At 71.2% G+C, this 15,053-nt stretch carries 11 protein-coding genes; 3 read left to right on the plus strand and 8 right to left on the minus strand.

All coding sequences use genetic code 11. From position 1 onward, the window contains the following. Nucleotides 1–241: 241 nt before the first annotated feature. Complete coding sequence (gene secA, locus ABZ808_RS20530; protein ID WP_357008739.1) at nucleotides 242–3,169, minus strand: preprotein translocase subunit SecA; 2,928 nt, start codon at nucleotides 3,167–3,169, stop codon at nucleotides 242–244. A 159-nt stretch (nucleotides 3,170–3,328) separates the two neighbouring features. On the opposite strand from secA, the gene ABZ808_RS20535 reads away from it, so the two are divergent. Together ABZ808_RS20535 and ABZ808_RS20540 are read left to right on the plus strand one after the other, a co-directional pair. After that, entirely contained in the window at nucleotides 3,329–4,477 is a 1,149-nt protein-coding gene (locus tag ABZ808_RS20535; protein ID WP_357008742.1) for a GNAT family N-acetyltransferase, read from the plus strand. Between the two features lie 29 nt (nucleotides 4,478–4,506). Then, nucleotides 4,507–5,586, plus strand: a complete 1,080-nt coding sequence (locus ABZ808_RS20540) for a GNAT family N-acetyltransferase (protein ID WP_357009536.1) — start codon at nucleotides 4,507–4,509, stop codon at nucleotides 5,584–5,586. Nucleotides 5,587–5,676: 90 nt separating this feature from the next. Here the strand turns inward: ABZ808_RS20540 and raiA are convergent, their stop codons facing one another. The 5 genes from raiA to mtrA all read right to left on the minus strand — a co-directional run bounded on the left by raiA (nucleotide 5,677) and on the right by mtrA (nucleotide 11,543). Beyond that, nucleotides 5,677–6,312 (minus strand): ribosome-associated translation inhibitor RaiA, encoded by a 636-nt coding sequence (gene raiA, locus ABZ808_RS20545; RefSeq protein WP_357008745.1) that lies wholly within the window; start codon nucleotides 6,310–6,312, stop codon nucleotides 5,677–5,679. A 245-nt stretch (nucleotides 6,313–6,557) separates the two neighbouring features. After that, complete coding sequence (locus ABZ808_RS20550; RefSeq protein ID WP_357008749.1) at nucleotides 6,558–7,265, minus strand: ComF family protein; 708 nt, start codon at nucleotides 7,263–7,265, stop codon at nucleotides 6,558–6,560. 4 nt (nucleotides 7,266–7,269) lie between these two features. Next, entirely contained in the window at nucleotides 7,270–9,087 is a 1,818-nt protein-coding gene (locus tag ABZ808_RS20555) for an LpqB family beta-propeller domain-containing protein (RefSeq protein WP_357008752.1), read from the minus strand. Next, nucleotides 9,084–10,802, minus strand: coding sequence for an MtrAB system histidine kinase MtrB (gene mtrB, locus ABZ808_RS20560; protein WP_357009539.1), 1,719 nt, complete (start codon nucleotides 10,800–10,802; stop codon nucleotides 9,084–9,086). Before mtrB ends, ABZ808_RS20555 begins: the two co-directional genes overlap by 4 nt. 51 nt (nucleotides 10,803–10,853) lie before the next feature. Continuing rightward, a complete protein-coding gene (mtrA, locus tag ABZ808_RS20565) occupies nucleotides 10,854–11,543 on the minus strand; it encodes an MtrAB system response regulator MtrA (protein WP_007455837.1) in 690 nt (229 codons plus the stop codon). Nucleotides 11,544–11,888: 345 nt separating this feature from the next. Here mtrA and ABZ808_RS20570 point away from each other — a divergent pair, with 345 nt between their 5' ends. Beyond that, nucleotides 11,889–12,047 (plus strand): hypothetical protein, encoded by a 159-nt coding sequence (locus tag ABZ808_RS20570; RefSeq protein WP_357008755.1) that lies wholly within the window; start codon nucleotides 11,889–11,891, stop codon nucleotides 12,045–12,047. Between the two features lie 67 nt (nucleotides 12,048–12,114). Here ABZ808_RS20570 and ahcY read toward each other — a convergent pair whose 3' ends face one another. Together ahcY and manA are read right to left on the minus strand one after the other, a co-directional pair. After that, nucleotides 12,115–13,614 (minus strand): adenosylhomocysteinase, encoded by a 1,500-nt coding sequence (ahcY, locus tag ABZ808_RS20575; RefSeq protein ID WP_357008758.1) that lies wholly within the window; start codon nucleotides 13,612–13,614, stop codon nucleotides 12,115–12,117. 275 nt (nucleotides 13,615–13,889) lie between these two features. Beyond that, nucleotides 13,890–15,053, minus strand: a complete 1,164-nt coding sequence (gene manA, locus ABZ808_RS20580; protein ID WP_357008761.1) for a mannose-6-phosphate isomerase, class I — start codon at nucleotides 15,051–15,053, stop codon at nucleotides 13,890–13,892.

The raw sequence follows: 15,053 nt of genomic DNA on the forward strand, positions 1-15,053 counted from the left end.
ACCACGCGAGGTGCGCCGAACCCAGCGGCGCCGTGCGTGCGCCGGTGCACCGTCCGGCGTTGAGGGCCGACCACGCGAGGTGCGCCGAACCCAGCGGCGTCGTACGTGCGCCGGTGCACTGTCCGGCGTTGGTGGCCGACCACACGAGGTGCGCGCCGAACCCGGCGGCGCCGTTCGGAAGGCCGGAGACGCCGACAGGCCCCGGCCTGATGGGCCGGGGCCTGTCGGGACGTGCTGTCGGTCAGTTGCCGCCGTTGGGGGCACCGTGGCAGCGCTTGTACTTGCGACCCGAGCCACAGGGGCACGGCGCGTTGCGGGACGGGCCGTTGCTCGCCTCGGCCTGGTTGGGAGCTGCCCGACGGGAAGCTGCCGACGGGACCGCCGGACCGCGCAGCCCGGAGCCCGGCCGCTGCGGCGAGGACGGAGCATTGCGACCCGGTGCCGCCGGGGCACCCGGTGCCGGACGACCCACGCCGAGCGCCGGCGCCTGCTGCTCCGCCTGCTCGACGGCGACCGCGCCGGGGCTGGACTCGCCGTCGATGGTCGGGGCGGAATATTGCAGGCCCTGCCGCTGCGGCGCCCGGTTGAGGCCCTTGGCCCGGATCTCGACCGGCTTGTCGAGCAGCGTGACCTCGTCCGACTCCTCGGCGGCTTCCGGTTCGGTGACCTGGACATCCATGTTGTAGAGGAAACCGACAGTCTCCTCCTTGATGCCGTCCATCATGGTGGCGAACATGTCGAAGCCCTCGCGCTGGTATTCCACCACCGGGTCGCGCTGGGCGTACGCCCGGAGGTTGATGCCCTCCTGGAGGTAGTCCATCTCGTAGAGGTGCTCACGCCACTTGCGGTCGATCACCTGGAGCAGGACCATCCGCTCGAGCTGACGCACCCCCTCGGCGCCGAGCTGCTCCTCGCGGCGGTCGTACGCGGCGTGCGCGTCCTCCTTGAGGCGGGCGATCAGGAAGTCGGCGTCCATGCCGCTCCGGGAGCCGCCGGCCTCCTCCTCCATCTCCTCGATCGTCACGCCGACCGGGTAGAGCTGCTTGAGGTTGGACCAGAGCTGCTCAAGGTCCCAGTCCTCGCCGTAACCGTCGGAGGTGGCACCCCGCACGTACGCCTCGACCGTTTCGTCGATCATGTTGCGGACCTGCTCGGACAGGTCCTCGCCGTTGAGCACCCGCAGCCGCTCGGCGTAGACGACCTTGCGCTGCTTGTTGAGCACCTCGTCGTACTTGAGCACGTTCTTGCGGATCTCGGCGTTCTGGCCCTCGATCTGGGCCTGGGCGCTCTTGATCTGCCGGGTGACCATCTTGGACTCGATGGGCACGTCCTCCGGGATGTTGAAGCGCTCCATCACCGCCTCGACCGCACCGGCCCGGAAGCGCCGCATCAGCTCGTCCTGCAGGGACAGGTAGAAGCGGGACTCGCCCGGGTCACCCTGCCGGCCGGCGCGACCGCGCAGCTGGTTGTCGATCCGTCGGGACTCGTGCCGCTCGGTGCCCAGCACGTAGAGGCCGCCGGCAGCGGAGACCTCGTCCGCCTCGGCGTCGCAGGCCTGCTTCCACGTGGGAAGGACCTCCTCCATCGCCTTGGCGTACTCCTCCTCGTTCTCCAGCGGGTCGAGGCCGCGCTGGCGCAGCTCGTTCGCCGCGAGGAACTCGGGGTTGCCGCCGAGCAGGATGTCGGTGCCACGGCCGGCCATGTTGGTGGCCACGGTGACCGCGCCCTTACGCCCGGCCTGGGCGACGATCTCGGCCTCCCGCGCGTGGAACTTGGCGTTCAGCACGTTGTGCGGGATGCCCCGTCGGCGCAGCAACTGGGACAGGATCTCGGAGTTTTCCACCGAGACGGTGCCGACCAGCACCGGCTGGCCCATCTGGTGCCGCTCGGCGATGTCCTCGATTACCGCGTTGAACTTGGCCTTCTCGGTCTTGTAGATGACGTCCGGCCGGTCCTCGCGAACCATCGGGCGGTGGGTCGGGATCGTCACGACGCCGACCTTGTAGACCTTGTTGAACTCGCTCGCCTCGGTCTGCGCCGTACCGGTCATCCCGGACAGCTTCTCGTAGAGGCGGAAGTAGTTCTGGAGGGTGATGGTGGCCAGGGTCTGGTTCTCCTGCTTGATCTCCACCCCCTCCTTGGCCTCGATCGCCTGGTGCATGCCCTCGTTGTAGCGACGGCCGTGCAGGATGCGACCGGTGAACTCGTCGACGATCAGGACCTCACCGTCGCTGACGATGTAGTCCTTGTCGCGCTTGTAGAGCTCCTTGGCCTTGATGGCGTTGTTGAGGTAGCCGACCAGCGGAGTGTTCACCGACTCGTACAGGTTGTCGATGCCGAGCCGGTCCTCGACCTTGGCGACGCCGCGCTCGGTCACCGCGATGGTGCGCTTGGAGTGGTCGACCTCGTAGTCGCCCTCGCCGTCGGTGCCGGGCTGGAGGCGGGCCACCACACCGGCGAACTCGCCGTACCAGCGGGCCGAGTGCTCGGCCGGGCCGGAGATGATCAGCGGGGTGCGTGCCTCGTCGATCAGGATGGAGTCGACCTCGTCGACGACCGCGAAGTTGTGGCCGCGCTGGACCAGCTCATCCTTCGACCAGGCCATGTTGTCGCGCAGGTAGTCGAAGCCGAACTCGTTGTTGGTCCCGTAGGTGATGTCGCACTCGTAGGCGGCCTTGTGCTCGGTGGCCGGCCGGTTGGGCAGCACCACGCCGACGGTCAGCCCGAGGAACTCGTGCACCCGACCCATCCACGCCGCGTCACGCTGGGCGAGGTAGTCGTTGACGGTGATCACGTGGACGCCCTTGCCGGACAGCGCGTTGAGGTAGACGGCCATGACCGAGGTCAGCGTCTTACCCTCACCGGTCTTCATCTCGGCGATGTTGCCGAAGTGCAGCGCCGCCCCGCCCATCACCTGGACGTCGTACGGGCGCTGGCCGAGCACCCTGGCGGCCGCCTCGCGGGCCACCGCGAACGCCTCCGGCAACAGGTCGTCGAGGGTCTCGCCCTCGTCGAGCCGCTCCCGGAACTGTTCGGTCATGCCGGCCAGTTCCTCGTCGGTGAGGTTGATGTAGTCGTCCTCGATCGAGCTGACGGCATTGGCGATGGCCTTGAGCCGCCGCACCATGCGGCCCTCGCCCGCGTTAAGGACCTTTTCCAGAATCGACACGGATCAACGCTCCCCTAGACAGTCTCGAACCATCGTAGGCGCTCCCTCGGCGCAATGGTCACTGGTGGCGGTGGTCCATCCCGCCGAACCCGACATAACTCGCGTGCTGGCGACGATATCCGGTTACGCCGTCGGCGAACGTTCCGGCACGATGCACGGGTGGAGCCAGTGGAGATCACCGAGGACGGCGTGCTGCTGCGGCCCTGGCAGGAGGCGGACGCCGACGCCGTGCACCGTGCGTGCCAGGACCGCGACATTCAGCGCTGGACTACCGTACCGCGCCCATACCGACCGGAACACGCACACGGTTTCGTCACCGAACTCAGCCGGCGGGCCTGGGCGGAGGGCACCGGGGCGCCGTTCGCGGTCTGCGACCCGGCGACCGGGGAGTTGCTCGGCTCGTGCGGTCTGACCTCCATCACCGGTGACGGCACCGGCACGATCGGCTACTGGACGACTCCCCAGACGCGCGGGCGGGCAGTGATGGTCCGGGCCACCCGGGCGGTGGCCCGCTGGTCGTTCCGGACGCTCGGCCTACGCCGGCTGATCTGGCAGGCGGAGGTGGGCAATCACGCCTCCCGGCTGGTCGCGCTCCGCGCCGGGTTCCGGATCGACGGTCGGGTTCGGCTGGCCGACCTGCCGGACGGCGGCCCGGACGCCTGGATCGGCTCGCTGCTGCCCGGCGAGGTGCCCGAGCCCGGATCCGCCGGTCCGGCCGGCCGGGGCACTCTGGTGGCTCGCCGGGCCGCCGTCTTCGGCCGCCCCCAGCCGACCCTGTTCGCCACGGCCCCGGTCGGCGAGCTGCGAATCCGGCCGATGGAGGAGCAGGATCTGGACGCCGTGGTGCAGACCTGCCAGGACCCGGAGACGATCCGCTGGACCACGGTTCCGGATCCGTACGAGCGCGCCGACGCGCAGTGGTACCAGGGCTTCGGTCAGGATGCCTGGGCTCGGGGGGACGCCGCCTGTTTCGTGATCGCGGACCAGGCCGACCGGTACGTCGCCTCGCTCGACCTGCGCCTCTCCCCAGCCGATCCGCTGCTCGCCGACGTGGGTTTCATGACCGCTCCGGCATTCCGCGGCCGGGGTTACCTGCCGGCGGCGCTGATCGCGCTCAGCGCCTGGGGGTTCACCACGCTGGGCCTGGCGCGGATCGAGTGGAAGGCGAACGTGGGCAACAAGTCCTCCCGCCGGGTCGCCGAGAAGGCCGGATTCACGTTCGAGGGAACCGCCCGGGGTGGCCTACAGCACCGCGGCGAGCGGATGGACGTCTGGGTGGCCGCGCTGCTCGCCGAGGATCTGACGTGACAGGGCAGCCGGTCGTCGAGGCGCACGGGGTGCGACTACGGCCGTTCCGGGCCGACGACGTCGCGGACGTGGTCGACGGCTGCGCGGACCCGCTCAGCCAGCGTTTCGTGTCGAGCCTGCCGACGCCGTACACCGAGGTCGACGCCCGTTGGTGGTTGGACGCGGGGGCGCCCGCGGTCTGGGCCGGGGGCGGCGCCGCGTACGCCATCGCGGACCCGGGCACCGACCGGCTGCTCGGCGGGGTCGGCCTGAACAACCCGGTGCCGGGCCGGAGCCAGGCCGAGATCGGCTATTGGGTACGGCCGACGGCACGCGGGCGTGGGGTGGCCGCCGCCGCCACCCGCGCGTTGGGTGAGCACGCCTTCGCGACCGGGACGCTGCGGCTGGAACTGCTGACCGAGTTAGAGAACGCGGCCAGCCAGCGGGTCGCCCTGGCCGCCGGTTTCCGGTACGAAGGCCTGCGCCGGTCCGCCGGCCAGCACCGGAACGGTGGGCGGCACGACCTGCTGGCCTGGGTACGCCTCGCCGAGGACCCGCCCGGCCCGACCGCTCGCCTGCTGCCCGACCTGCCCGACGGGGTGCTCACCGACCAGGTGGTGGCCCTGCGCCGGGTCGGGCCGGACGAGGCGGAGTTGATGTACCGGCTGCACAGCCGACCCGAGGTGGTGGCGAACCAGGCGCCGCCGGTGCCGCCGACGTGGGAGGCGATCGAGCGGCGCTGTCGGGTCGCGGAGAGCGGGTGGCTGACCGGCGAGATCGCCCGCTTGCTGATCACCGACGTGGCCACCGGCGAGCCGGCGGGCAGTTGCGGATTGTCGTACTCGGACGTGCGCAGCGGCGAAGGGTCGATCGGCTACGCGCTGCTGCCCGAGTGGCGGGGCCGCGGGTACGCAACCCGCGCGGTCCGGCTGCTCGCCGGCTGGGCGTTCGGCCCGGCCGGGATGGCTCGGATCACCGCCGGCACAGTGCCGGAGAACATCGCCTCGCACCGGGTGTTGGAGCGGGTCGGGTTCCAGCGCGAGGCCCTGCAACGGGCCCGGCTTCCCGGCCTGGCCGGCACCCGCCTCGACGACCTGACCTTCGCGCTGCTACCCGCCGACCTCCGCTGACGATCATGGAGTTGTGGTGGGGTACACAGGCCGTGAAACGGTGCGAGCCGCCCACCACAACTCCATGATCGACGCGGGTCAGGCCCTCGATCAGGTAGCGAGGGAGATGATGCCGTAGTCGTAGGCGTGGCGCCGGTAGACGACGCTGGGGCGGCCGGACTCCTTGTCCTGGAACAGGTAGAAGTCGTGGCCGACCAGTTCCATCTCGAACAACGCGTCGTCGATCGTCATCGGCTCCGCCGGGTGCACCTTTTCCCGGGCGATGTGCCACGGCTGCTGGTCGCGCTCCTCCTCCACCCGCTCCGCGACGGCGGTGCCGCCACGGGCGCCGTCACCCGGCGCGCTCAGCGGGGCGGCCACCAGGTCCGCGACCGGCAGGCCGGCGGTGGCGGCGGCGACGGAGATCGGCGCGTGCCGACCCCGGTGTACGCGACGGCGGTCGGCCGCGCGGCGCAGTCGGGTGTCGAGCTTCGCGATGGCCGCGTCGAGCGCGCTGTAGAAGTCGTTCGTGCAGGCCTCGGCCCGGATCACCGGGCCCCGTGACACGCAGGTGATCTCCACCCGCTGGCAGTGGTCGGCCTGGCGCGGATTGCGCTCGTGAAACAGCTCGACATCGATGCGAATCAGTTTGTGGTCGTAGCGTTCGACCTTTGCGAGCTTCTCGGCTACATGCACCCGGTAATGGTCCGGCACTTCGACGTTGCGGCCCTTGACCACGATGTCCACGTGACCTCCTTTGTTCGGCCGTCTTCGATCCGGTAGCCCGGTCGCGCGCCGTGGGGAGACCCGCTGGCGTCGACCGGTCAGTACGGCTACGCCTCCTCTCACCGCCGAGGGCGGGATGGAAAGACCTCCTACCCCCGACAGCGAAACGCTAACTCGTGTTCGTCTGGCCGTCACCCCATGTCGCCAAGACCACCCCGGATTTTCCGCAGCTCATACACCAACGGGTGAAACGGAAACACGGTCGGTTACGAGTGGTGTCTCTTCTCGGTCGCCGCGAGCACTGCGGCGACACTCGGTGCCCACCCGGTGGCGGCCAGCACCCGGGCCGCCGCGGCGAGGGTGACCCCGGTGGTGACGATGTCGTCGAGCAGCACCACGACTGGCGCGCCGCCCGGCACGCCGCGACCGCGCGCCGCGCCGGGCCGGGGCCGGAACGCCGCCTCGGCCGCCGCCGCGCGGCCGGCGCTGTCCAGGGTCACCGAGTCGGGGCGGGGCAGAGCACGCAGCGGCCAGTGCACCCGTACCGGCCAACCACCCCTGCTCAGCCGGGCCGCACAGTGCCGGGCCAACCGGCCCAGGTGGTCGCCGTAGCGGGACCGGGCCGCCGCAGCGGTGTCCGGCACCGGCACCAGCGCCAGCGGACGGACCTCACCGACCGCCGCCGCGACCACCTCGGCGAGCAGCCCGCCGAGCGGGCGGGCAACCCCGTGCCGGCCGTGCTCCTTGTACGCCAGCAGGGCCTCGCGCAGCGGACCGGCGTACGGGCCGAGGGCGACGCAGGGCGGCAGGGCAGGCGGGGCGGGAGTGGGACGAACCGACCGGGGACGCAACGCGGCCAGTGCCGTCACGCAGGCCGGGCAGACTCCGTGCCGCAGGCCCGGGTGGCGCTGCCGACAGCCCGCGCAGTCGGCGGGCAGGACCAGGTCGGCGAGGTCCGCCCAGAGCCCGCGCATGGTGTCAGTAGAGGAAGAACGGGGCGGACGGGTTGCTCGGGCGCACGCCAGCCGGCGGCGGGGTGATGTCCCGTACGCGGTTGGGCTCGATCCGCTCGAACGGGCTGCTGCGGTAGGCCACCCGGTTCGCCTCGTACATGTATGCCCCGCTGGGCGTTCGCACACTGCGGTTGGAGGGGTACGCCGCCAGGTGGTTGACCTTGGCACCCACGTCGGTGCGCAGCGGTGTCTCCAGGGCCCCGTCCACGCTGGTCTCGTAGATCGCCGGCTGGCCGGCCGACCCGGCCACCACCAGCCGATCCTCCCTGATCCAGTCGACCGCGGTCAGGCCGGTCAGTGAGGTGACCAGCGCCCGGGGCGGGCCGATGGACACCCCGCTCCCGGCGCCGTCCAGGTTGACCGCCGCGACGTAGACCTGGCCGCCCGCGATCAACGCGATCCGCTGACCGTCCAACGCGGCGGCCACCGCCGTGACGCCGGCCGCGGGCAGGTTGAGGGGCACCTCGTACATCCGGGCGGCCTCGTCGAAGCGGTAGAGGCGACCGTCGGCCACCACCAGGCCCTGCGCGGGGCGGGCGTCGACCGTCCGCAGCCAGACCGGGCGGCTGATCGAGGCGTACTCGCTGCCGCTCCGGTTGACCACGGCCACCGGAGCGCCGCCGGCGCCCACCGCGAGTCGTTGCCGATCCTTGCCGCTGGTCACCACCATCGCGGCGAGGATCCGACTGTTGGCCCGGGCCAGGTCGGCGGAGACGATGTTGCGATTGACCTCGTCCGCCACCGGCACGGGTCCGCTGAGCTCGCCGACGAAGTCGAGCGGACGGATCGCGCCCTCGTAGACGCCGAACCGCTGCGGGCTCTCCGTCACCGGGTAGAGCGGCACGGCGACCCGGCGCTCGTTCAGATTCTGCACGGGCTGCGAGTTGTTGCGGATCTTCAGCTCCAACTCGCCCGGCAGGTCGCCCAGCGACCACGCGAGCTGCGTGACCAGTTGGTCGACCCTGTTCTGGTCGTCACCGGACATATCCAGGTTGACCTCCCACCGGTTGTTCGCACCGGTGGCGTTGTTGATCAACTCGGTGCCGTCGGGCAGCCCGACGACGCCGGAGCGCAGCCACTCGGACGGCCCACCGACGAGCCACTTCACCACCTCGTTGACCCGCCGCTCGTCCGGCACCGCCAGCGGCAGGTAGCGCTGGTCCGGCACCAGCCGGGTGCGGTCGGAGCTCCAGAAGTAGATCGACTCGTCCTGGTAGTACTGCTGGAGCGCCACGTCACTGAGTAGCAGGACGTTCGGCGCGTCCAGGACGTACAGGCCGGCGCGTTCGTCGTTCTCGGTGCTGCCGAACGCCGCGCTGCGCAGCCGGAACTCGTACTCCGTCTCGGTCGCCACCGGCGGAGCCAGGGTGCCGTTGGTCCGGAGCACGCCGATCTGCTGCACGGCGATCTTGACGGTGGTGGTCGAGTCGCTGTTGAGGGTGAAGACCGTGTCCCCCAGCCGGACCACGGTCAGCGCGACCTCACTGCCCTTCTTCACCTGGAGGCGAGACTTGTGCTCCGGGGCGATGAACTGCGTGACGCGTTCGTAGGCCCGGTCCGGCTCACCCGCGGCGGCGGACAGGAAGTTGCGCACGAACGCCTCGGTGTCGCTGCCGCTGGCCGTACGCGACGGCGGCTCGCTGCGTCGGCCGTTGACCGACCCGGCCTCGGTAGCGGTGCCGGCCTTGCCGTCCACCCGCACGTCGGACCGGGCCGGGATGCCACACCCGGCGCTGAGCAGCAGCGCCGCACCGAACGCGCCGAGCAGGGGCCGGGCCTTCACGAGCGCACCTCCGCGGGCTGCTCGTCGCCGGTCGGTGCCGGGCCGACCGCCAGCGCGCCGCCCGTGCCGGGCCCGATGGCCAGCGGGCCGCCGTCGCGAGGGCCGCCGAACGGCAGCGCCGCGTCGGCGGGCACCAGGCGCAGCGGCGAGGTGGTCAGCCGGTCACCGGCACGGGCCGGCAGGGTGAGCCGGAACTGGGCGCCCTGCCCCGGTGCGCCCCACGCCTCCAGCCAACCGCCGTGCAGACGGGCGTCCTCCAGGCTGATCGACAGGCCCAGCCCGGTGCCCCCGGTCTGCCGGGCACGGGACGGGTCCGCCCGCCAGAACCGGTTGAACACCAGCTTCTCCTCGCCCACCTTGAGCCCCACACCGCGGTCGCGGACGGTGATCGCCACTGCGGTCTCGTCGATGCCGAGCGTGATCAGCACCGGTCGGGCCTCGCCGTGCTCGACGGCATTGCCGACCAGGTTGCGCAACACCCGCTCGACGCGGCGCGGGTCGACCTCGGCGATCACCGGCGTGCCCGGCAGGTCCAACTCGATCGGGACACCCACCCGCTCGGCCAGGCCAGCCAGCCGGTCGACCACCCGGTGCACCACCGGCACCAGATCGGTCGGTTCGGCGTCCAGCATGGCGAACCCCGCGTCGAACCGGCTGATCTCCAACAGGTCGGTGAGCAGTTCCTCGAAGCGGTCCAGCTCGGCCTGGAGCAGCTCGGCGCTGCGGGCCACCGCCGGGTCGAACTCGTCGCGCTCAGCGAAGATCAGGTCGGCCGCCATCCGGACCGTGGTCAACGGGGTACGCAGCTCGTGCGACACGTCGGAGGTGAACCGACGCTGCAACCGGGACATCTCCTCCAGGCGGAGGATCTGCCGTTGCAGGTTGGTCGCCATCTGGTTGAACGAGGCGGCGAGCAGGGCGAGGTCGTCCTCGCCGTTGACCACCATCCGCTGGTCGAGCAGGCCGGCGGAGAGCCGCTGGGCGGTGCGCGCGGCAACCCGGACCGGGTTTACGACAAGCCGGGTGACAAGGGCGGCGAGCAGGCCCAGCAGGATCACCAGGGCGACGCCGGTGGCGACGACTGTGGCTCGGGCATCGGCCGCGGTGGCGTCCTGCCGCGTCAACGGCACGAGGTAGTAGAGCTCGATCTGACCGAAGCGGGTCGGCACCGGCGAGCCGTACACCAGGTATTTGGTCGGATCGCCGGTGAGCCGACCGGTGCGGATCTGGCTGGCCACCTGGCCGCTGGCGACCGCGGCCCGCAGTTCCTTGCTGATCAGCGGCTGGACGTTCGCCGCGGGCGCCGTGCGGGCCTGGATGATGGCCGGGTAGCCCTCGGCGGTGATCGCCACCACCACCCCGCTGGTCTGCTGGGGGTCGCCGCCGGCCAGGTAGTTGACCGTGTTGTCGATGGTCTCCTGGAGCTGCGCCTCCTGCGGCTGGCCGTAGAGGGAGACCTGCTTGGCCGCGTAGCTCGCGCCGCCCTCCACCCGCTGCCGGACGTCCGTGCGGGCGTTGTCCAGCAGGATCGTGGTGATCTTGTCAGCGATCAGGTACGCGAAACCGCCGACCAGCAGGCTGGACGCGACCAACGTGATGGTCACCACCCGGACCTGGAGTGAGCGGCGCCAGGTCTTGTGCACCCGGGCCACCACCCGGGCGGCCCGCCCGCTCACCGCACGCCAGAGCTCCCGGCCAGCGCCGGGCGGGCGGATGGCCGTGCTCTGGGGGTGCGTAGGCGGGGGGATCGACACAGTGTGACCAGGCTATCCGGTCCCCGCCTTGTAGCCCACGCCCCGCACGGTGAGGATGATTTCCGGCCGCTCCGGGTCCGGCTCGATCTTGGCGCGCAGTCGCTGCACGTGCACGTTGACCAGACGGGTGTCGGCCGCGTGCCGGTAGCCCCAGACCTGCTCCAGCAGCACCTCGCGGGTGAAGACCTGACGCGGCTTACGGGCGAGCGCGACCAGCAGGTCGAACTCCAGCGGAGTCAGCTTCACCTCCTCGTCGTTGCGGCTGACCGTGTGGGCCGGCACGTCGATGGTGATCTGGTTGCCGGGCGGCCCGATGGTCAGCATCTCCGGTGCCACGTCCTCGCCCCGGCGCAGCCGGGCACGCATCCGGGCGACCAGCTCCTTGGGCTTGAACGGCTTGACCACGTAGTCGTCGGCCCCGGATTCCAGGCCGAGCACCACGTCGACGGTGTCGCTCTTGGCGGTCAGCATGACGATCGGCACGCCGGATTCGGCCCGGATCGACCGGGCAACGTCAATGCCGCTCATTCCGGGCAACATCAGGTCGAGCAGGACGATATCTGGACGACTGTCGCGAAAAGCCGCCAACGCCCGCTCGCCGTCGGCCACGAACGAGGGCAGGAAACCCTCGCTACGCAGCACGATGCCGAGCATCTCGGCGAGTGCGGGGTCGTCGTCGACCACCAGGACCCGGGCTCTCATGGGATTAATATTGCATCCCCATTCAGTTCGGTGGGACCGGCGTCACCCGGCACGGATAGCGCCGCCGGTAACACGTGCATCCCGACCCGCGGCGGCGGCGCCACGGGGTGCGGGGGCTCGGCGCGCAGAGATCCGCACCGGGCCGCCACCATGATCCCCCTTCGGCGCCGCCCGGCGCCACCGCTACCTCCGGCCGGTCGCGCTGTCGCGATCACGACGGAGGTCGGCCGACGAGCGCCCGACCCCCGTGGTCCCCACCCTCGCGCACCCCGGGCGGGGAGGCGAACAGTTCCCTGGACCGCCCGACGGCAGGCCACCTCGAGACGCTGTGGAAGGATCGCCGCCGTGAGGGGATTCCTGCCGTGGCTGACGGTGCTGGCCGTCGTGCTGCTGCTCAGCGCGCTGCGCCTGCGGGCCCTGGCCACCGTCGTGTCGGTCGGCTGGCTGGCCTGGTGCGTGTGGACGTGGTTCCGCCCCACCCGCCGCGGCCCCCGATCGGGCTGAGCACGCCGGAGGCGGAGACGACGAACCGGGCCGGCTGCGAACAGCCGACCCGGTTCGAAGGTGTCGGTCAGTAGCGGTAGTGGTCCGGCTTGAACGGGCCCTCCTGGGAAACACCCAGGTACGCGGCCTGCTCCTTGGTCAGCGTGCTCAGCTTGGCGCCGAGCGCGCCCAGGTGCAGACGGGCCACCTTCTCGTCCAGGTGCTTGGGCAGCACGTAGACGCCGACCGGGTATTCCTCGGTCTTGGTGAACAGCTCGATCTGGGCGATCGTCTGGTTGGCGAACGAGTTCGACATCACGAAGCTCGGGTGACCGGTCGCGTTGCCCAGGTTCAGCAGGCGGCCCTCGGAGAGCACGATGATGGCGTGCCCGTCGGCGAAGCGCCACAGGTCGACCTGCGGCTTGATGTTGATCCGCTCGACGTCGGAACGCTTGGCCAGGCCGGCCATGTCGATCTCGTTGTCGAAGTGGCCGATGTTGCCGACGATGGCCTGGTGCTTCATCCGGGCCATGTGCTCGTTGGTGATGACGTCGAAGCAGCCGGTGGCGGTGATGAAGATGTCGCCCAGCTCGACCACGTCGTCCAGGGTGGCGACCTGGTAGCCGTCCATCGCCGCCTGCAACGCGCAGATCGGGTCGACCTCGGTCACCACGACCCGGGCGCCCTGGCCACGCAGCGACTCGGCGCAACCCTTGCCCACGTCGCCGTAGCCCATCACGACGGCCATCTTGCCGCCGATCAGCACGTCGGTGGCCCGGTTGATGCCGTCGATCAGCGAGTGCCGGCAGCCGTACTTGTTGTCGAACTTGCTCTTGGTCACCGAGTCGTTGACGTTGATGGCCGGGAAGAGCAGGGTGCCGGCGCGGTGCATCTCGTAGAGCCGGTGCACGCCGGTGGTGGTCTCCTCGGTGACGCCCTTGATGCTGGCGGCGATCCGGGTCCAGCGCTGGCCGTCCTCGGCGAGTGAGCGGTGCAGCAGTTCGAGAATGACGCCGTACTCCTCGGAGTCGGCGGACTCGACCGGCGGCACGACCCCGGCCTTCTCGAACTCGGCGCCCTTGTGCACCAGCAGGGTGGCGTCGCCGCCGTCGTCGAGGATCATGTTCGGGCCCTGCCCGTCGGGCCAGGCGAGCACCTGCTCGGTGCACCACCAGTACTCCGGCAGCGTCTCGCCCTTCCAGGCGTACACCGGGACGCCGGCGGGTGCCTCGGGGGTGCCGTCCGGGCCGACGACGATGGCCGCGGCGGCGTGGTCCTGGGTGGAGAAGATGTTGCAGGACGCCCAGCGGACCTGCGCGCCGAGGGCGACCAGTGTCTCGATCAGGACGGCGGTCTGGATGGTCATGTGCAGCGAGCCGGTGATCCGCGCGCCAGCGAGCGGCTGCGCCTCGGCGAACTCCCGACGGATCGCCATCAGGCCGGGCATCTCGTGCTCGGCGAGCTGGATCTCCTTCCGCCCGAACTCGGCGAGCGACAGATCCGCCACCTTGAAGTCGCCCTCGGCGAGCGTGCTCGGCCGAGCCTCGGACGGCGTACCGCTGGCGGACGCCGGGAGGGTGCTGGTCATGAAAGCTCCTGTCGAACGATGTCTACGCCGACCTTCCACCTTACGCGCGCCAGCGACGGGCGCAGGGGACGGTACGCGGACAGCGCACGGGGCGGTCGGTGATGGACAGTCCTGCCGCCCACTTCCGCCCGCCCCGCGCATCCCCCCGGTTTGGTTCCCCGCACGTTGTCGGACCGTCGTCGCGATAACGCTGCGTACTCATAGAGTCACACTCGGAGAACGCAGCGTCAAGCTATTCCGGAAAAGTCGGACTTGTGCCTCGCGGCCAGGTCGCGTCAGCGCAGCCCTGACGTCGCCACGTACGCCTCGCCGTCGCCGCTGACCCGCAGCGGCTCCCCGGCCGCCGTGCCGATCGCCGCCTGACCGGACACGAGCGCCAGCGCACCTGCCCCGTCGTCCACCGTGACCGAGCCCGCACCGCACAGCACCACCCGGGGGCCCGGCAGCGGCAGCGTGACCTCCGGCACGGCGGCGCCAACCCGCACCCGGTGCAGCGCGAAGTCGTCCACCGGCACCGGCCACCAGTCCACCCCCGGCGCAACCGGCTGGGCGGCACGCACCGGATCCTGGAGCACCTCGAACCGCAGCACCCGCAGCAACTCGTCGACGTCCACCCGCTTCGGGGTCAGGCCACCGCGCAGCACGTTGTCGCTGGCCGCCATGATCTCCACACCGCAGCCGCTCAGGTAGGCGTGCAGGTTGCCCGCGGGCATCCAGATCCCCTCCCCCGGCACCAGGCGCACGTGGTGCAGCAGCAGCGCCACTAGCACACCCGGGTCGCCGGGATAGGCCACCGCCAGCCGGCGGGCCAGGTCGGCGTCCGGGCCGTCGATCGAGGCCGCCAGCGCGGATCGCAGCAGCCCGTCACGCTCCGCGACCGGCCAACCGAGCAGCGTCCGCACCGCCGTCCGCAACCCCGCCGGCCCGGCCCGCAGCGCCTCGACCACGGGCGCCAACGCCGGTACGCCGAACGCCGCGAGCGCCTCGGCGGACTCCGCCGGGGGCCGGAAGCCGCAGAGCGCCTCGAACGGCGTGAGCGCCACCAGCAACTCCGGCTTGTGGTGCGGGTCGGAGTAGTTGCGCTCCGCCTCGGGGCGGCCCGCCTCCGCCGCGAAGCCCACCCGGGCCTGCTCGGCATCCGGGTGGGCCTGCAGGCTCAACGGCGCATCAGCGGCGAGGACCTTGAGCAGGAACGGCAGTCGGGTGCCGAACCGGTCGGACACCCGCTGGCCCAGCCACCGCCCCGGCTCGTCCCGCACCAGGTCGCACAGGCTCACCCGCAGGCCGGCGCGCTCGACCCTGGCCGGGGCGCCCGGGTGGGCGCCCAGCCACAGCTCCGCCTCCGGGCCCTCGCTGGGCACCGGCCGCCCCTGCAACAGCGCGATGGCCGAACGGGAACCCCAGGCGTAGTCGCGGATCGGTCCATACAGCGGTTCCAC

Source organism: Micromonospora sp. NPDC047527, assembly GCF_040643015.1.
Classification (GTDB): Bacteria; Actinomycetota; Actinomycetes; order Mycobacteriales; family Micromonosporaceae; genus Micromonospora.